Below are 17,340 nucleotides of genomic sequence, written 5' to 3'. Positions count from 1 at the left end.
GTCGGAAGGCTAAGATGTGTATAAGCGACAGCTCCAGCACCACCCCCACCGCCACCTCCGGCGCGTCCGCCGGCGCGAACGCCGTCACCAGCGCGTGATCGCCCGTGACCACGCCCTTCTCGGAGGTGTCGGACTTGGCGGCGACCTCCACCCCGGGAATGGCCGCCGGGCCGCCCGCGTGCGTGACCGTCGTCATCATCGCCGCCAGGTATCTCGCCAGCATGGGCGACACGGCCGTGCGGTAGGGCGTGGGATTGGCCCGGCCGATCACCGAGCCGTCCGGCAGCCGCTGCTCCTCCACCAGGTACGGCCGCATCAGCACCCCGTTGTTGGCCACGGCCGCCGACAGCATGGCCAGCATCAGCGGCGTCACCCGGTCGTCGTGGCGGCCGATCGCGGACAGCGCGGTCCGTGCCCGGTCCATCGCGACCGGGTACCTGCTCGGCGTCGTGCCCAGCGGGATCGTCAGGCCCGTCGCGTTGAACCCGAAGGCCTCGGCCTGGTCCCGCAGCAGGTCCTGCCCGAGCTGGAGCCCGATGCCGGCGAACGCGGTGTCGCACGACGCCATGAACGCGTACGCGAGCGTCGGCCGCTCCTGCGCGCAGCGGTCGCCGTTGTCCACGTACATGGGGGTGCCGGGCAGGCGCAGCCGGGCGGGTGCGGCCACCACGGTCGACGGGGTGTACTCGCCGGAGGCCAGCGCCGCCGCCGTGGTGACCAGCTTGAACGTGGACCCGGGCGGATACAGCCGGTGCAGCGCCCGGTTCACCATCGGCCGCGCCGGGGCGTCGCGGAACCGCCTGGCCGTCTCGGCGAGCCGGTCGGGGTCGAAGGTGGTCAGGGCGTTGGGGTCGTAGGCCGGGTAGCTGGCCAGTGCCAGGATCGCCCCCGTCGCCGGGCTGATGGCCACCGCCGCGCCCGGGACCCCGGTCGCCTTGAGGCTCTGGTAGGCCGCCCACTGCGCCCGCTCGCTGATCGTCAGCCGGACGTCGGCCCCCTCCACGACACCGTCCCTGACCAGCGACTGCACCCTCACCTTGGCGTCGTCGCCGGACAACACCGCGTCCTGCGCGCGTTCGATGCCGGTGGAGCCCGACAGGGAGACGTGGCCGGTGACGGGCGCGTACAGCTCGCCGTGCCGGTAGACGCGCCGGTAGAGGTACGGGCCCTCGCCGGTCGGGCGGCTGACGGCGACCGGCGTGCCCTCGTAGGTGAGGATGTCGCCGCGTGGACGTTCGAACCTGGCGATCAGGGGCCGCTCGTTCCTGGGGTCGGCGTTGAGCCTGTGCGAGCCGAACGCCTGGACCAGCGTCACGTGCGCCAGCAGCACGAACAGCATGGCCGCGCACGACGTGGCGACGCGGCGGAGCGGGATGTCGATCCGCCGCGCCCACGATGCCATGCATCTGGGTCTACCAACCGGGGCGCAAAGGCCTGGCTAGATGAGGCTGCGGTAGTAGGAAATCTTGTTACGGATGTAGCTCTGCCGCTCGCCGAGGTTCGCGATCTGCGCCCGCACCTGGTCGTCGTGCTCCTCCAGGAGCTTGATGCGGTCGGGGATCGTGTGGTCGCCCGCGCGTACGAGCTCGGCGAAGCGGAGCATCTGGGCGATGGGCATGCCCGTGTCGCGCAGGCAGCGCAGCGTGCCCAGCCAGCCGATGTCCTCCTGGCTGAACCGGCGCTGCCCGGCCGCGTTCCTGCCGACGCGCTCCAGCAGGCCGATCTTCTCGTAATAGCGCAGGGTGTCGATGCTGAAGCCGGTTTCCTGCACGACCTGGGCGGGTGTGTACACGCTCATGTGCCCTCCTCCGCCGGCCGGGTTCGCTCGTGACGCTGCTCCACACACCCCAGCATTCCACCTGGAGCGCACTCCAGGTCAACCGGTCCGCGCGGGCTTGACACGGAGTGCGCTCCAGCTCTCAGAGTCAGCCCCATGAACATCGCCATCGGCACGATCCCGTTCGGCACGACCGTCGACCTGCGGGACACCTTCGCCATTCTCGACCGGTTCCACGAGGCGGGCGGCACCATGCTCGACACGGCCAACAACTACCCGTTCTGGGTGGAGGGCCGCACGGGCGACGAGAGCGAGCTGGCCATCGGCAAGTGGCTGGCCGCGCGGGGCAACCGCGACGAGGTCTTCATCAGTACGAAGGCCGGCGCCCGGCCCTCCGTACCCGGCGACATCACCCTCGACTCGGCCGAGGGCCTGTCCGCCCCCGTCATCGCCAGGGCCGCGGAAGGCAGCCTCAGAAGGCTCGGGACCGACCACATCGATTTGTACTGGTCGCACATCGAGGACCGTTCCGTCCCTCTGGAGGAGACCCTGGGGGCGTTCGACGAGCTGGCCCGGCAGGGCAAGGTCCGCGCGGCGGGGGCGAGCAACATCGCGACCTGGCGGCTCGAACGGGCCAGGAACGTCTCCGCCGCGAACAACTGGATCGCCTACACCTACGTCCAGCTCCGGCACACCTACCTGCGGCCCCGGCCGCTCACCAGGCCGGCGGAGTCGGGGCACACGCTGGCCTCCGACGAGACCTTCGACTACCTGGCCGCCGAGCCGGACATGACGTTGTGGGCGTACAACACGCTGATGTTCGGCGCGTACACGCGCCCTGACCGGCCCCTGCCTGATATCTACCACCACCCGGGCACGACCCGGCGCCTGGCCGTGCTCCACGAGGTCGCCGGGGAGCTGGGCGCGACCCCGAACCAGGTCGTCCTCGCCTGGCTGATGGCCGACGGCATCGTCCCCATCGTCGGCGTCTCCACGACGGCCCAGCTCGAGGAGGCCATCGGCGCCGCCGACCTCAAGCTGGACCAGGACCTCCGCACCCGCCTGAACTCCCCCGCCTGACGTCCCGCCCGCACGCCCCACGGCGAGGCGGCCGCCGCCGGATCGCCTCCGCCGTCAAGGGGGTGCCGCTCAGGGGAGGTGGTCGGCGAGGTAGCGATGGACGAGCTGCTTGCACTCGGCGATCAGTCCCGCGTCGCCGCGAGGATCGGTCCTGAAGGCCAGCTTGAGCACCGCGTCCGTGGCCTCGACCGCCACCAGCAGCGCCCGGTCCAGGCCGGGGCCGACGGGAGCGTCCAGGAGGTCGAGGGTGAGCCCGCGCAGCCGGTCGGCCACCACCGCGTTGTTCTCGTGGGTGCCGTCGAGCGCCTGCTTGCTCCCCTCCACCGGAACCCCGCCCGTGGTGACCAGCACCTCGCCGAAGTCCATCACCGAGAATCCGGGGGTCGTGCGCTTCATGTCGACGAACTCGTCGACGGCCAGGTCGACGAGGTCGGTCCAGTGCGAGAGGTCGGCCGTCGCGACGCGTTCGGTGATGCGGCCGAGGAAGGCCTCCAGGTTGCGCCTGGCCAGCGCCCGCACCAGGCCCTGCTTGTCGTGGAAGAACTGGTAGAAGGTACCGATCGGCACCTCGGCCCGGCGAGCGACCTCCTTCGTGGTCAGCGCGTCGTAGCCGACCTCGTCGAGCAGGAGCGCGCACTCGTCGAGCATCCGCTCCACCCGTTCCACGCTGCGGCGCTGGGCGGGACGGCGGCGCAAGGTACTCGTCATGGTCACCATCCTGTCCTATTACCGGCAGGAAAGGTCCATTACCGTGGCTCGGTAACGTGAGCGAGGAGAGCCTGGAATGTTCCTGTGGGGCACGGCCACCGCGGCCTACCAGATCGAGGGCGCCGTCCACGAGGACGGCAGGGGCGTCTCCATCTGGGACACGTTCGCGCACGAGGCGGGGAGGACGCGAGACGGCCACACCGGCGACGTGGCGTGCGACCACTACCACCGCTGGCGCGAGGACGTCGCGCTCATGTCGGGTCTGGGGCTGAACGCCTACCGTTTCTCCATCGCCTGGCCGCGCGTGCAGCCCGCGGGCTCGGGCGCGGTGAACGAGAAGGGGCTCGACTTCTACGACCGGCTCGTGGACACGCTGCTGGCGGCGGGCATCCAGCCGGTGCCGACGTTGTTCCACTGGGATCTCCCGCAGGCGCTGCAGGACCGTGGCGGGTGGATGAGCCGCGAGACAGCCGAGCGCTTCGCCGAGTACGCCGCGGTCGCCGCCCGCCGCCTGGCCGACCGTGTCCCGCTCTGGATCACCCTGAACGAGCCGTTCGTGCACATGGCCTTCGGCTACGCCATGGGCGTGCACGCCCCCGGCCAGGCTCTCATGACGGACGCGCTCCCGGCCGCCCACCACCAGCTGCTCGGCCACGGCCTGGCCGTGCGGGCGTTGCGGGCGGCCGGGGCCCGGCAGGTGGCGCTCACCAACAACTGCACCCCGGTCAGGGCGGCGTCGGCGGACGAGGCCGACGTCAAGGCCGCCGACGCGTACGACGCCCTGCACAACCGCCTGTTCAACGACCCCGTGCTTGTCGGCACATATCCGGATCTGTCGGCCTACACCGCCGCCCTCGACTTCCTCCAGGACGGCGACCTGGAGACCATCGCCGAGCCCCTGGACGCCCTCGGGATCAACTACTACCACCCGACCCGCATCGCCGCCCCCACGGCCGAGGGGCTGCCGTTCACCGACGCGGGCATCACCGGCCATCCGACCACGGCCTTCGGCTGGCCGGTCGTCCCCGACGGCCTGCGCGAGCTGCTCACGGGCCTCCGATCCCGGTACGGCGCCGCCCTCCCCCCGATCCTCATCACGGAGAACGGCTGCTCGCAGGACGACGTGCCGACCGAGCGCGGCACGGTCGAGGACGCCGAACGCATCGCGTTCCTGCGGGGCCACATCGAGGCGATGCGGCAGGCCATGGCCGAGGGCGTCGACGTGCGCGGCTACTTCGTCTGGTCGCTGCTGGACAACTTCGAGTGGGCCGAGGGCTACCACCAGCGCTTCGGCCTCGTCCACGTGGACTTCGCGACCCAGCGCCGCACCCCGAAGGCGTCGTACGCGTGGCTGAAGGAGTTTCTCGCGGGTCAGAACACCGACACGTGAACGTGGTCGTAGTGGTTGGCGGTCACCCCGCCCCGGTTGGACATCGGGTCCCAGCCGCCGCCCGAGCGGATGTCGTAGTAGCGCTGCTTCCAGATGATGTACATCACGCCGAGCCGGGCGCCGTTCTTGATGAGCCACGCGGCGAGGGCGTCGCCGTTGGCCGCGTCGCCGCCGGTGGCCATGGTGCCGCCTCTGGACATCATGAAGTCGCAGGCCCGGCCCTTGCCGTGTTCGCCGGGGTCGCCGGGGCGCAGGCAACCGACGCCGTACTTCATGGGGAAGTTCTGCATGATCTCCGCGCGGACCGAGACCATGCGCTGTGTCAGGCCCTCTGACCCGCCGGGCTGCTGGAAGCCGTACTTGGAGAGCAGGCGCTGGATCTCGCGCCGCCTGCCCTGCATGGCCTTGATCTCCTTGCGGAGCTTCTCGATCTTCTCGTTGGCCTTGAGCTTCGCCTCTTTGTGCTTCTCGATCAGCCTCTGGATGCTTCTGACCCGCTCGGTGCGCTCGTTGGCCATGTAGCCCATGTTGGCGGCCTGGCCCAGAATCTTGTACGGGTCCTCGTTGGGCGTGATCAGCCGGAAGTTGTCGAGCGGGCCGAGGATGTAGGCGGTCTGCGCGATCCGGCCCACTTCGGCCTGGGCGGCCTTGAGCTTGGCCGCCAGGTCGCCGGAGGTGTCGGTGGCCTTCTTCGCCTGGATCCTGATCTCTTCCAGGATCTGGATCTGGCCACGGTACTGCTCGCTGAGCCGGGCCGCCTGCTTGGTGAGTTTGCGCAGCTCGGCGGGGGAGGGATCGGCTGCGGCCGGCTGTCCAGGCTGGAGGCCGAGCAGCCCGGCGAGGACGGTGACAAGAACGGCGAAGCGCCAGATCCTCACACCCGTCCCCTCCCCTCATAGACGGACCGAAACTATAGAAGATGATCTTGATCTCTGTCATCCGAACGACCGAACTGCCGCACCTTTGGCGATGATTCATGGCATTTGTCCAACATCGGACGAGCAAGCAGATTGGGCCTTGTATAGATCGCTCCAAACGTCAAGATGACGGCGAACTCGTCTCTGCGAAGGGGCAGACACCCGTGTCTCGATCATCGATCCTCGCCGCCGCCGTGATCCTCGGCTTAGGCACGTCCCTCGTGGCCACCGCGCCCGCGCAGGCGTCCGTGGACCCGCTGCCGGCCCGAGACCGCATCGAGCTCTACCAGCTCGACAGCCCGCCGGGCACCGCCCAGACCCTCAGGGAGAAGGGCTTCGACGTCGTCCAGCACGAGATCAGGGACGGCAAGGAGCACATCGAGCTGACCGCCGCCGACGACGACCTCGGCACGCTGGAGAAGCTCGGCCACGAACCCGCACCCGTACGCAACCCGCAGGGCCAGAGCCAGCTCGAGGCCGCCAGGGCGCAGGCGGCCGGCGGCTACACCGTCTACCGGTCCTACTCCGAGCCCGGCGGCATCGCCGACCAGCTCAGGGACATCGCGAAGGCCAACAGGGACATCGTCGAGCTCCAGTCCATCGGCAAGACGCTCAAGGGCCAGGACATCCTGGCCGTCAAGGTGACCAGGGGCGCCCGACTGCTGCCCGACGGCATCAAGCCCTCGACCCTCTTCTCGGCCACGCAGCACGCCCGCGAGTGGATCGCCACCGAGGTCGACATGCGGCTGCTGAAGTACGTCATCGCCAACAAGCGCGCGCTCAGGGACCTGCTCAACAGGACCGAGCTGTGGTTCGTGCCGGTGGCCAACCCCGACGGCTACGACTTCACGTTCACCGAGGGCAACCGCCTGTGGCGCAAGAACCTGCGCGACAACAACGGCGACGGCCGGATCACCGGCGCCGACGGCGTCGACGTCAACCGGAACTTCCCCACGAACTTCCACTACGACGAGGAAGGCTCGTCGAGCATCCCCAGCAGCGAGACCTACCGCGGCACGGGCCCGGCCAGCGAGCCCGAGACCAGAGCCATGGACGGCCTGCTGCGGCGGGTCAGGTTCGAGATGCAGCTCAACTACCACTCGTACGGCCCGCTGCTGCTCTACCCGATCGGGGTGCAAATCGCCACGGAGACGGCCGACAACCCGATCTACGAGGCGCTCACGGGCGACGACGCCGAGCCCGCCGTCCCCGGCTTCGACCCCGACCTCGGCGCCGAGCTGTACACCACCAACGGCGACACCAACGACCAGGCGCACTTCCGCTACGGCACGCTGTCGTGGACGCCCGAGCTCAACGAGGGCTGCGACGGTTGCGGCTTCGTCTTCCCGGACGACGAGGCGCTGGTGCAGGCGGAGTTCGAGAAGGGCCTGCCGTTCGCGCTCGACGTGGCCAGATCCGCGGTCGACCCGGTCGAGCCGGTCAGCCATCTGGGCAACAAGACCCCCGACTTCGTGCTCGACCCGTTCGAGGTCAGCCACGGCAAGAACCAGGTCGTCCAGGTCAACGCCAAGCGCAGGCTGGGCCCGGTCTTCCTCAACTACCAGGTCAACGGCGGCCGTACCCGCGTCGCCCCGACGCGCGAATGGAAGGGCGGCGAGCGCTACGGCGACGGCTACGACCGCTACTACCACCGGCTGCGCGGCAAGATCACCGCGACCGGGCCCGGCGACAAGGTGAAGGTCTGGTTCTCCTCGATCGGCAGGAAGAGCGACAGCTTCACCTACACCGTCGCCGACGACATCGGCGGCAAGGTGCTCGTGCTGGCCGCCGAGGACGTCACCGGCGTCAGCCCGGACCAGGAGGGCACGGAGGCGAAGTACGCCGGCGAGTACGCCGCGGCGCTGAAGGCGGCCGGCTACTCCTCCGACGTGTACGACCTGGACCGGATGGGCCGCGAGGCCCCGCACCCGCTCGGCGTGCTCAGCCACTACAAGGCCGTGGTCTGGGAGACCGGCGACGACGTCATCCCGCGCTCCGAGGGCCAGGTGCCCGGCACCACGTCCAAGGCCGGCGTCGACACCGAGCTGGCGGTCCGCGACTACCTGAACGAGGGCGGCAAGCTGCTGCACGCGGGCAAGTACGCGTCGTACGCGGCCAACGGCAACGGCCTGTACTTCTACGAGCCGGATCAGCCGGAGAACCCCGAGTGCACGGAACCCGCCGACCCGCCCTGCATCCCGGTGTTCAACGACTTCCAGCAGTACTGGCTCGGCGCCTACGTCTATTTCGACGACGGGGGCACCGACCACGGCACCGGGCAGCCGTTCGCCCTGCGGGGCGCGGCCGGCGCGTTCGAGGGCTTCGAGGCGACTCTGGAGCCGGGCCACACCAACGCGTTCGTGGCGACCTCGGCGATCCTGCCCGCCGACCGGTTCCCGCGCTTCGCGAGCTCGGCTCCGGTCAAGTGGGCCCGGCCCGGCGGCCCGTTCGACCCGCACTCGGGTTCCTGGGACGTCTACAGCGGCATCGCCGACGTCTCGTGGAAGCGGCTGACCAGGACCGTCGACCTGACCGGCAAGAGCGGCGGCGAGCTGTCGTTCTGGACGTCGTACGACACCGAGAGCGCCTGGGACTTCCTGACGGTGGAGGCCAGGACGGCGGGCGGCGACGACTGGACCACGCTGCCGGACGCGAACGGGCACACCTCCCAGGACACCGGCGACAGCTGCAGGACGGAGAACAGCGGCGGCTGGCGCACGATCCACCCGTTCACGCAGCGCTACCAGGGCGCCGGCTGCGAGCCGGCCGGCACGTCCGGCGCGTGGCACGCGGCCTCCGGCAACTCGGGTGGCTGGCAGCAGTGGAAGATCGACCTGACCCCGTACGCGGGCAAGCAGGTCGAGGTCTCCGTCTCGTACGTCACCGACTGGGCCACCCAGGGCGCGGGGGTCTTCCTCGACGACTTCGCGCTCACGCTGGACGGCGCGGTCGCCGAGGAGACCTCGTTCGAGGCGGACCTCGGCGGCTGGAGCGTCGGTGACCCGCCCGAGGGCTCGGCGCCGTCGATCAACACCTGGTTCCGTACGGACCAGCTCTTCGAGGAGGGGGGCGGAGTCGTCACCAAGGACACCGTCTACCTGGGCTTCGGCGCGGAGAGCGCGATCGGCGAGGACGCGCGTACCGACCTGGTCGGACGGTCCATGCGGCACCTGCTCGGCGATCCTCGCTGACAGCGGCGGAGGGGTGCGGCGCACAGGCCGCACCCCTCTTGCGTGCGCGTCCAGAACATGGTTCGGTCACCTTGAGGCATCCCCAGGGCAACCAAGCATTCGGTCAAGCAGGAGGCTCACGACATGCGCCAGCACGACAAGCTGTTCATCGGGGGCGAATGGGTGGCCCCGGCGGGCACCGCGACGATAGACGTCATCTCCCCGCACACCGAGGAGGTCGTCGGCCGGGTGCCCGACGGCACGCCCGAGGACGTGGAGCGCGCGGTCGCGGCCGCCAGGCAGGCGTTCGACCACGGGCCGTGGCCCCGGATGACGTTCGCCGAGCGGGCCGAGGTGATCAGCAGGCTGGCCGCGATCTACAACGAGCGGCAGGGCGAGATGGCCCAGCTCATCACGGAGGAGATGGGCTCGCCCATCACCTTCTCCAACCTCGCGCAGGCACCCCAGCCGCTCGGCATGCTGCAGTTCTACGCCGAGCTCGGCAAGACGTTCCAGCAGGAGGAGGAGCGGCCGGGGCTGTTCGGCCCGCTCACCGTGCGCAGGGAGCCCGTGGGCGTCGTGGCGGCCGTGGTGCCGTGGAACGTGCCGCAGTTCGTCACGATGACGAAGCTCGCGCCCGCGCTGCTGGCCGGCTGCACGGTCGTGCTCAAACCGGCGCCGGAGACGCCGCTGGACGCGTACCTGCTGGCCGAGTGGGCGGTCGAGGCGGGCCTGCCCGCGGGCGTGTTGAACATCGTGCCCGCGGGCCGCGAGACGGGCGAGCACCTGGTCTCGCACGCGGGCGTCGACAAGGTGGCCTTCACCGGCTCGACGGCGGCCGGCCGGCGCATCGCGGCCATCTGCGGCGAGCAGCTCAAGCGGGTCAGCCTGGAACTGGGCGGCAAGTCCGCCGCCATCATCCTCGACGACGCCGACCTGGCCGCCGGCATGGGCTTCCTGTCCATGGCCAGCCTCATGAACAACGGCCAGGCGTGCGTGGCCCAGACCCGCATCCTGGCCTCGCGCAACCGCTACGACGAGGTCGTGGACGCCATCGCGAACATGGTCGGCTCCCAGCCCGTCGGCGACCCCGCCGACCCGGCGACCGGCATCGGCCCCCTGGTGGCCAAGCGGCAGCAGGAACGCGTCGAGGGCTACATCAGGATCGGCATGGAGGAGGGCGCCAAGATCGTGGTCGGCGGCCTCGACCGGCCGTACGACCGGGGCTGGTACGTCGCGCCCACCGTCTTCGCCGGCGTCTCCAACGACATGCGCATCGCCCGCGAGGAGATCTTCGGCCCGGTCCTGGCCGTGATCCCGTACGACGACGAGGCCGACGCCGTCCGCATCGCCAACGACAGCGACTACGGCCTGGCCGGCACGGTGTGGACGGCCGACACCGACCACGGCATGGAAGTGGCCCGCCAGGTCCGCACCGGGACGTACGGCGTCAACTGCTACATGCTGGAGACCAACGCGCCCTTCGGCGGCTACAAGGCCAGCGGCATCGGCCGCGAACTCGGCCCGGAGGGGCTCAACGGCTATCTGGAGTACAAGACCATCGCCCGGCTCGGCTGACCGGACGGAATGAGGGCCCCGCGGCCGGCCGCGGGGCCCTCGTCGTGCGGGATGTGCACCCAGCGCGCCCCCGCAACGCTAGGTGCAGACCCCGCCACTCACAGTGCATACCCCACTCCCCACGGTGATCCACCCGATGGAGGCACTGAAAGTGCGGATCGCCTTACCCATGGTGATCCGCCGGCGGCGAGCCACGGTGGGCGACCGCCTGACTACTGAAGTATGTCCCATGGTCACCGTCACGACGGCTTCCGTCCCCAGGGACTTTCTCCCGGCGGTTTTTATCCATCCGCCCTAGGTAGACGTGTATTACTCACGAAAAGTTCGAAGAGATCCATTTGCCGATTCTGCCGATGAGTTCAGGGGTGGCGGCGGTCTCCGCGTGGCCGTACCCCGGCTCGATCCAGAGCTCCTTCGGCTCGCGCGCGCCGTCGTGGAGCTGGTGCGCGTGCTCCACCGGGAAGAACGCGTCGGCCTCGCCGTGGACGATCAGCAGCGGAACCGGCGTGATGAGCCCGGCGGCCTCGTGCGGCGGCATCAGGATCGGGTCCCACGCGCCGGGAGCGATCCTGGTGCGCTTGACCAGCCGGGCCGCCAGCCGGCCGGCCCGCCGCTCGATGGCCCAGTGCACCTGCCGCATCGGCCTGGTGCCCCGGTAGTACCACCGGGCGGGGCCGCTCACCGCGACCACCGCGTCCACGCCGCGCATCAGCCCCGCATGGCGTACGGCCACCGCCGCCCCCATGGAGAAGCCCACGACCGCGATCCTGGAGTAGCCGACCACCCGGGCGTGCCTGACGGCGGCGTCCACGTCGAGGATCTCCGCGTCCCCCACGGTGGTCAGGCCGCCAGAACGGCCGTGGCCGCGGAAGTCGAACGCCACCACGCCGCCGTAGCGGCTCAGCACGTGCACGATGCGGCGCGCGGCCCGCTCGCGCCACGAACCGGTGAAGCCGTGCGCCACCACGATCCCGACGTCCAGGGGCCCTGACGGCGCCGGATCGGCCCCGGCGGCGGGCAGCCTGGCGGGAGTGTGCGAGGCGTCGATGCGAACCCCGTCCTCGGTCCTCAGCATGACGGGGAAGTTGGGCGCGAAAGGCATGAGGACGAGCTTAGGTTCGCTCCGCGTCCATCCCGTGCTTGGCCGCCCATACCGCGATCTGGGCGCGCGAGTCGAAGCCCAGCTTCTCCATGATGTTGGCGACGTGCCTGGCCACGGTCGCCGGGCTGATCACCAGCTCCAGCGCGATGGCCCGGTTGCTCATTCCCCGGGTGAGCAGTCCCGCGACCTGCCGTTCCCGGCCGGTCAGCCCGTCGTAGCGCAGGCCGGGAAGCGCCGAGGACCCCGCCGGCCCCGGCGCGGCCGCCCCGGATCGGGCGCGGTCGAGCGCCCGGGCGGCCACCTCCTCGGGCATCTGCTTCATGCCCTGGGCCCACAGCAGCGCCACCCGGCCCTCACCGAGCCGCGCGCGGGCGAGCGCCAGCAGCTCCTGGACGCGGCCGGGCGCGCCGAACTGCCCGATGGCCTCGCGCAGCGCGGTGGCGGCCGCCGCGGCCGACACCGCGCCCTCGATGTCGTCCTGCGCCCTGGCCAGCGCGGACAGCGCCATGAGAGCGCGGACGATCCCGCGCCGCTGGCCGGTCTGCATGCTCAGGGCCAGGCCGGCGGCCACGTGCTCACCGGCGGTCGCGAAGTCGCGCAGCCCGGCCGCCACCCTGGCGATCTTGGTGTGGCACCGGGCCAGCTCGATCCGATTGTCCATGTCCGCGAGCAGCGGCAGCGCCGAGGCGTGGTGGAACATGGCCGTCTCCAGGTCTCCGGCGGCCTCGGCCACCGCGCCCAGATGGGTCAGCGCCCTGGCCAGGGTCCAGTGGTGACCGGTCTTCCTGGCGATGGCCAGCGCCTCCTCGCCGTAGCGCTGGGCCTGGCGCAGGCGACCCTGGAAGAGCGCCAGGTTCAGCTGGGCGATCCGTACGGTGGCCAGGTTGAACAGGTCGTCGTGGTCGGTGGCCGCGGCCTCCAGCTCGTCGAGGTAGGCCAGCGCCTCCTTGCTCTTCCCCCTGCGGAAGAACACGGTCAGGGCCACGCAGTAGTTGATGCCGAGCCAGTGCGTGTAGGGGTGTCTCTTCTGCTCCTCGACGGCCCGCACGATGAGCTCCTCCGCGCGGGCCAGCTCGTCGCCGAGCTCCAGCCCGTACGCCAGGCCGCCGTTGGCCACCGCCACCAGCTCGGGCGGCATCCCCGACAGATCGAGCGCGAGCAGCCGCTCGTGCCAGCCGACGCTCTCGCCGAGGTCGCCGCGGACGGCCTGGATCGCCAGGGCCGTGCTCGCCAGCCGCAGCCCCAGCACCGGCTGCCCGGACTCCACCGCCCGGTCGACGGCCGCGCGGCAGTCGTCGAGCAGGGACCGCCCCCTGGTGAACGCCTGCTTGATCGCCGCCCAGGGCATCCCGCGGTTGAGCGAGTCGGCGCCGTAGCACTGCTCCAGTTCCTCGCAGATCACGCGCAGGTGCCTGTCGCGCAGCTGTGCCGCCTCGCCCGCCTCCTCCAGGCGCTCGGCGGCGTACTGCTTGATGGTCTCCAGCAGGCGGTAGCGACCGGCGGCGCCGGGGTGGAGCACCAGCGACTTGTCGACCAGAGCGCTGAGCAGGTCGAGCAGCTCGGCGCCGCGCAGGATGCCGCCGTCCGCGCACACCCGCTCGGCCAGCTCCAGGTCGAACAGCCCGGCGAAGACCGACAACCGGCGCAGCAGCACCCGCTCCCCGGGCGTGAGCAGGTCGTGGCTCCACTCGACGGTGGCGAGGAGCGTGCGCTGCCGGGCGGGGGCGGTACGGTCGCCGGTGGTGAGCAGCCTGAACCTGTCGCCGATGCGGTCGGCGATCCTGCCGGGGCTCAGCAGGCTGGTGCGGGCCGCCGCCAGCTCCAGCGCCAGCGGCAGGCCGTCGAGCGCGCGGCACAGGCGTACGACGTCGTCCATGCTGCCCGGCACCCCGCGCGCGCCGGCGGCCAGCGCCCGCTCCACGAAGAGCAGCACGGACTCGGCGTCCGGGTGGTGGTCGTCGGGCAGCTCGAGCGGCGGCACCCGCCACACCAGCTCGCCGGGGATGCGCAGGGGCTCGCGGCTGGTGAGCAGGAACGCCGGCCCTGGGCACTCGGCGATCAGCTCCGCCACCAGCTCGGCGCACCGCTCGACCAGGTGCTCGCAGTTGTCGAGGACGATCAGCGTTCTGGCCGCGCGCAGGCGCACCCGCAGGCCGTCGAGCAGCCTCCCCGGCGTCTCGTCGCGCACGCCCAGCACCTCGGCCAGCTCGTTGACGACGAGCGCGGGCCGGCTGATGCGGGCCAGCTCGACCAGCCACACGCCGTCGGGGAACCCGGGCATCGCCCGCGCCGCGACGCGCAGCGCCAGGCGGGTCTTGCCGATGCCGCCGACGCCACTGAGCGTGATCACGCGCTCCTCATGGACCAGCGCGCTCAGCTCGGCCACGTCTCGCGCGCGCCCGACGAAGCGGTTGGGCTCCGCGGGAAGATTGTGCGGGACTTGCGCCATCATGTGGGGGCCCATGGGGTCGCGGGGACTGTCCGTCCCGCTCAGTCTCCACTGCTTCGGCGCTCGATGCGATCACTTTGCGTGCAGAAATCACGACGGATCGGATAGGGAGGTAGAGCGCCCAGGTCTGCGACGCCCATCACGATCCGTACGCGTGTCTCGTCCGCCGCCTCCAGCGCCCGCGGCGCCTCGGAGATCAGCACGCGGGCGCCGCTCTCCCGGATGCGGGACCTGAGGGTGTCGACGTCGAGATCGGCGGGCAGCGGGCAGGCGACGCCGCCCGCGGCGATCACCGCGTCCGTCGCGATCATCAGGTCGGCTCCGACGGGCAGGCAGATGAGCACGGTGTCGCCCGCGCGTACGCCTCTGCGCCGCAACTGGACGGTCGCCATGGCGGACCTCTCGTCCAGCTGCTCCTCGGTGAGCTTCAGGCCGGTGTCCGGGTCCACCATGACGATGCGCTCATCCATGGGGCCAACGGTAGGGAGGGCGTCTCGTGCATGCATGGGGCGGAATATGCAGATCCCTATGCAGAAGCCCTGGGGTGTTCCGCGGCCCACACCGCGATCTGCGCCCGCGAGGTGTAGCCGAGCTTCTCCATGATGTTGGCGATGTGGCGCGCCACCGTCGCGGGGCTGATCACCAGCTCCTCCGCGATGGCCCGGTTGGACAGGCCGCGGGTGAGCAGCCCGGCGACCTCCCGCTCGCGAGCGGTCAGCAGCGAGTGCCTGACGGGCTCGGTCACCGCGTGTGTCCCGGCCGCGAGCGGTTCGCTCTCCAGCACGTGGCGCGCGGCGTCGTCAGAGTCCATCGCCCGGCCGCGCGACCACAACGAGGTGGTGCGGCCCTCTCCCAGCCGGGCCCTGGCCCGGCCGAGCAACTCCTCGATCCGCGCCGTGGCCGAGTGCCGGCCTATCGAGTCGCCCGGCGCGGCCGAGTGCCGGCCGTTCAGGTCGCGCAACGCGGCCGAGTGCCGGCCGCTCGGGTCGCCCGGCGCGGCCGGGCGCCGGCCGATCGAGTCGCGTACTGTGGTGGCCGCGGCCGCGGCCAGCACCGCGCCGGCGAGATCGCCCTCGCACTCCGCCAGCACCGACAGCCCGGCCAGGCAGCGGGCCATGTCCTGGCGCTGCCCCGTCTCCCCGGCCAGCGCGCGGCTCGCCGCCAGCCGCTCCCTGGCGACGCCGAAATCGTGCGACATCGCCGCCACCCTGCCGATCCTGGCCAGGCAGCGCGCCAGCTCCAGGTCGCCGCCCAGCTCCCGCAGCCACGGAACGGCCAGCTCGTAGCGGGACCTGGCCGTCACCAGGTCGCCACGGGCCTCGGCCACCGAGCCGAGCTGGGCTGCCGTCCGCGCCATGATCCAGCGGTGACCGTGCTCGCGCGCCCGCGCGAGCGCCTCCTCGCCGTGCCGCTGCGCCTCCCGCAGCCGGCCGCGCGTCAGGGCCACCGCCGACAGCCCGGCCAGCCCCGCCGCCTGGTTCCAGGTGTCGCCGGACCGGGTGGCCAGGTCCAGGCACTCCTGCGCGTGCGGCAGCGCCTCGTCGGGCCTGCCCATGCGCAGCAGCACCACGACGATGACGCTGTGCAGGACGCAGCGGGTGAACGCGTCGCCGGGCGGCAGCCTGGCCAGGCTCCGCCCGGCCACCTCCAGCGAGCGGTCCAGCTCGTCACGCGCCTCCAGCCCGTACGCGAGGCAGGCCTCGGCCCGCGCGATCAGCTCGCCGGGCACCTCCGACAGGTCGAGTGCCAGCAGCCGCTCCGTCCAGGCGACGATCTCCGCCGGGTTGCCGCCGACGGGCAGCAGCGCCGTGCCGGCGGCACACAGGCGCAGGCCCAGCGCCGGGTTGCCGGACTCGGCGGCCCAGCCGAGCGCCACCCGCTGGTCGTCGGCCAGGCTCCGGCTCGTGGTCAGCGCCTCCAGCCGGCCCTCCCAGGGCACGCCCGGCTCGACCAGCTCGGTGGCGAAATGGTGTTCCTGCAGCTCGCAGAGCGCGTCGAGGTGCCGCTCGCGCAGGATCTCCCGCTCGCTCGCCGTGTCGAGGCGCTCGGCGGCGTACCGCTTGATGGTCTCCAGCAGCCAGTAGCGTGCGCGGCCCTCGTCGCAGAGCACGAGCGACTTGTCGACCAGGCCGCCGAGCAGGTCGACGATCTCCACCTCGGAGATCGGCGGCTCCGCGCAGACCTGCTCGGCCAGGTCGAGGTCGAACGGGCCGGCGAACACCGCCAGCCGGCGCAGCAGCACCTGCTCCTTGGCGGACAGCAGGTCGTGGCTCCACTCGACGGTGCAGAGGAGCGTGCGCTGCCTGGCGGGAGCGGTACGGCCACCGGTCGTCAGCAACGCGAACCTGTCGTCGACGCGGTCGGCTATCTGCCCGGGGCTGAGCAGGCTCGTACGGGCCGCGGCCAGCTCGATGGCCAGCGGCAGCCCGTCGAGCGCCCGGCACAGGCGCGCCACGTCCGGCAGGCTGCCGGGGCCCAGCCGCGTGCCGGCGGCGGCCGCGCGGTCGAGGAACAACCGCACCGACTCGGCGTCGGAACGGCCCGTGACGGGCGGCAGCTCGAGCGGCGGCACCCGCCACACCAGCTCGCTGGCGATGCGCAGCGGCTCCCTGCTGGTCGCCATGACGCTCAGCGGCGGGCAGGCCGCGATCAGTGCCGCGACCACCTCCGCGCACCGCTCGACCAAGTGCTCGCAGTTGTCGAGCAGCAGCAGGCAGGGCTGACCGCGGAGCCTGGCCGCCACCGTGTCGAGCAGCGGGCGGCCGGCCTCCTCGCGCACGCCGAGCACGCCGGCGAGCTCCCGCTCCACGAGCTCGGGGCGGCCGACCCCGGCCAGCTCCGCCAGCCAGACGCCGCCCGGGTAGGAGGACAGCAGCCCGGCGGCCGCCCGCAGCGCGAGCCGGGTCTTCCCGATGCCGCCGACCCCGCACAGCGTCACCACCCGGGTCTCGCCCATCAGCCGGCGCAGGTCGCCGACGTCGCGTTCGCGGCCCACGAACCGGTTGGGCTCGGCGGGAAGGTTGTGCCGGGGCAGCTCAGACATGTGGTCACCCCGCATCGCAGAAGGATCACACTCTCCGACAGTGTCGCACTTTCCCCGCCGGGAGACTCGCGCATCGGATCGCGCGCTCGTGTCCTCTCCGGCCGGGGACGCAGCGGTGGCCGTGGG

Annotated in this window: 12 protein-coding genes; 4 read left to right on the top strand and 8 right to left on the bottom strand. The window is 71.5% G+C overall.

Annotated elements, in window-relative coordinates:
• Together E1292_RS10640 and E1292_RS10635 are read right to left on the bottom strand one after the other, a co-directional pair.
• A partial coding sequence (locus tag E1292_RS10640; RefSeq protein ID WP_165974473.1) for a penicillin-binding transpeptidase domain-containing protein occupies positions 1 to 1,402 on the bottom strand: 1,402 nt, incomplete at its 3' end.
• A gap of 36 nt (positions 1,403 to 1,438) precedes the next feature.
• The gene (locus E1292_RS10635; protein WP_132594533.1) at positions 1,439 to 1,798 is read right to left on the bottom strand and encodes a MerR family transcriptional regulator; all 360 of its coding nucleotides are present in this window, start codon (positions 1,796 to 1,798) and stop codon (positions 1,439 to 1,441) included.
• 135 nt (positions 1,799 to 1,933) lie between these two features.
• Between E1292_RS10635 and E1292_RS10630 the strand changes: the two genes are divergently transcribed.
• On the top strand, positions 1,934 to 2,857 hold the full coding sequence (locus tag E1292_RS10630; protein WP_132594531.1) for an aldo/keto reductase: 924 nt from the start codon (positions 1,934 to 1,936) through the stop codon (positions 2,855 to 2,857).
• Between the two features lie 69 nt (positions 2,858 to 2,926).
• Here the strand turns inward: E1292_RS10630 and E1292_RS10625 are convergent, their stop codons facing one another.
• On the bottom strand, positions 2,927 to 3,565 hold the full coding sequence (locus tag E1292_RS10625; protein ID WP_132594529.1) for a TetR/AcrR family transcriptional regulator: 639 nt from the start codon (positions 3,563 to 3,565) through the stop codon (positions 2,927 to 2,929).
• A 76-nt stretch (positions 3,566 to 3,641) separates the two neighbouring features.
• Here E1292_RS10625 and E1292_RS10620 point away from each other — a divergent pair, with 76 nt between their 5' ends.
• A complete protein-coding gene (locus E1292_RS10620) occupies positions 3,642 to 4,955 on the top strand; it encodes a GH1 family beta-glucosidase (protein ID WP_132594527.1) in 1,314 nt (437 codons plus the stop codon).
• On the opposite strand, the gene E1292_RS10615 is transcribed toward E1292_RS10620, so the two are convergent.
• Positions 4,937 to 5,833 (bottom strand): VldE C-terminal domain-containing protein, encoded by an 897-nt coding sequence (locus E1292_RS10615; RefSeq protein ID WP_132594525.1) that lies wholly within the window; start codon positions 5,831 to 5,833, stop codon positions 4,937 to 4,939. The two genes, E1292_RS10620 and E1292_RS10615, sit on opposite strands and share 19 nt — an antisense overlap.
• A gap of 203 nt (positions 5,834 to 6,036) precedes the next feature.
• Between E1292_RS10615 and E1292_RS10610 the strand changes: the two genes are divergently transcribed.
• Both E1292_RS10610 and E1292_RS10605 read left to right on the top strand, forming a co-directional pair.
• Positions 6,037 to 9,063 (top strand): M14 family metallopeptidase, encoded by a 3,027-nt coding sequence (locus tag E1292_RS10610; RefSeq protein ID WP_246090041.1) that lies wholly within the window; start codon positions 6,037 to 6,039, stop codon positions 9,061 to 9,063.
• A gap of 123 nt (positions 9,064 to 9,186) precedes the next feature.
• Positions 9,187 to 10,620, top strand: coding sequence for an aldehyde dehydrogenase (locus tag E1292_RS10605; RefSeq protein ID WP_132594523.1), 1,434 nt, complete (start codon positions 9,187 to 9,189; stop codon positions 10,618 to 10,620).
• A 313-nt stretch (positions 10,621 to 10,933) separates the two neighbouring features.
• On the opposite strand, the gene E1292_RS10600 is transcribed toward E1292_RS10605, so the two are convergent.
• Genes E1292_RS10600 through E1292_RS52220 form a run of 4 tightly spaced genes read right to left on the bottom strand, consistent with a single transcriptional unit; the run spans position 10,934 to position 17,214 of the window.
• A complete protein-coding gene (locus E1292_RS10600; protein ID WP_246090040.1) occupies positions 10,934 to 11,722 on the bottom strand; it encodes an alpha/beta hydrolase in 789 nt (262 codons plus the stop codon).
• 10 nt (positions 11,723 to 11,732) lie between these two features.
• Complete coding sequence (locus E1292_RS10595; RefSeq protein ID WP_132594521.1) at positions 11,733 to 14,174, bottom strand: ATP-binding protein; 2,442 nt, start codon at positions 14,172 to 14,174, stop codon at positions 11,733 to 11,735.
• A 38-nt stretch (positions 14,175 to 14,212) separates the two neighbouring features.
• The gene (locus E1292_RS10590; protein WP_165974472.1) at positions 14,213 to 14,641 is read right to left on the bottom strand and encodes an AMP-binding protein; all 429 of its coding nucleotides are present in this window, start codon (positions 14,639 to 14,641) and stop codon (positions 14,213 to 14,215) included.
• A gap of 56 nt (positions 14,642 to 14,697) precedes the next feature.
• Complete coding sequence (locus E1292_RS52220) at positions 14,698 to 17,214, bottom strand: LuxR C-terminal-related transcriptional regulator (protein WP_132594517.1); 2,517 nt, start codon at positions 17,212 to 17,214, stop codon at positions 14,698 to 14,700.
• Positions 17,215 to 17,340: the final 126 nt, after the last annotated feature.

The organism is Nonomuraea deserti (assembly GCF_004348685.1).
GTDB lineage: Bacteria > Actinomycetota > Actinomycetes > Streptosporangiales > Streptosporangiaceae > Nonomuraea > Nonomuraea deserti.
The sequence above is the reverse complement of the archived record's forward strand: the minus strand, read 5'-3'. Positions and strand labels throughout refer to the sequence as shown.

Excerpts from the sequence above, each read along its gene's own strand:
- E1292_RS10635 (WP_132594533.1), bottom strand. The coding sequence starts at position 1,798 with ATGAGCGTGTACACACCCGCCCAGGTCGTGCAGGAAACCGGCTTCAGC.
- E1292_RS10630 (WP_132594531.1), top strand. The coding sequence starts at position 1,934 with ATGAACATCGCCATCGGCACGATCCCGTTCGGCACGACCGTCGACCTG.
- E1292_RS10625 (WP_132594529.1), bottom strand. The coding sequence starts at position 3,565 with ATGACGAGTACCTTGCGCCGCCGTCCCGCCCAGCGCCGCAGCGTGGAA.
- E1292_RS10620 (WP_132594527.1), top strand. The coding sequence starts at position 3,642 with ATGTTCCTGTGGGGCACGGCCACCGCGGCCTACCAGATCGAGGGCGCC.
- E1292_RS10605 (WP_132594523.1), top strand. The coding sequence starts at position 9,187 with ATGCGCCAGCACGACAAGCTGTTCATCGGGGGCGAATGGGTGGCCCCG.
- E1292_RS10600 (WP_246090040.1), bottom strand. The coding sequence starts at position 11,722 with ATGCCTTTCGCGCCCAACTTCCCCGTCATGCTGAGGACCGAGGACGGG.
- E1292_RS10595 (WP_132594521.1), bottom strand. The coding sequence starts at position 14,174 with ATGATGGCGCAAGTCCCGCACAATCTTCCCGCGGAGCCCAACCGCTTC.
- E1292_RS10590 (WP_165974472.1), bottom strand. The coding sequence starts at position 14,641 with ATGGATGAGCGCATCGTCATGGTGGACCCGGACACCGGCCTGAAGCTC.
- E1292_RS52220 (WP_132594517.1), bottom strand. The coding sequence starts at position 17,214 with ATGTCTGAGCTGCCCCGGCACAACCTTCCCGCCGAGCCCAACCGGTTC.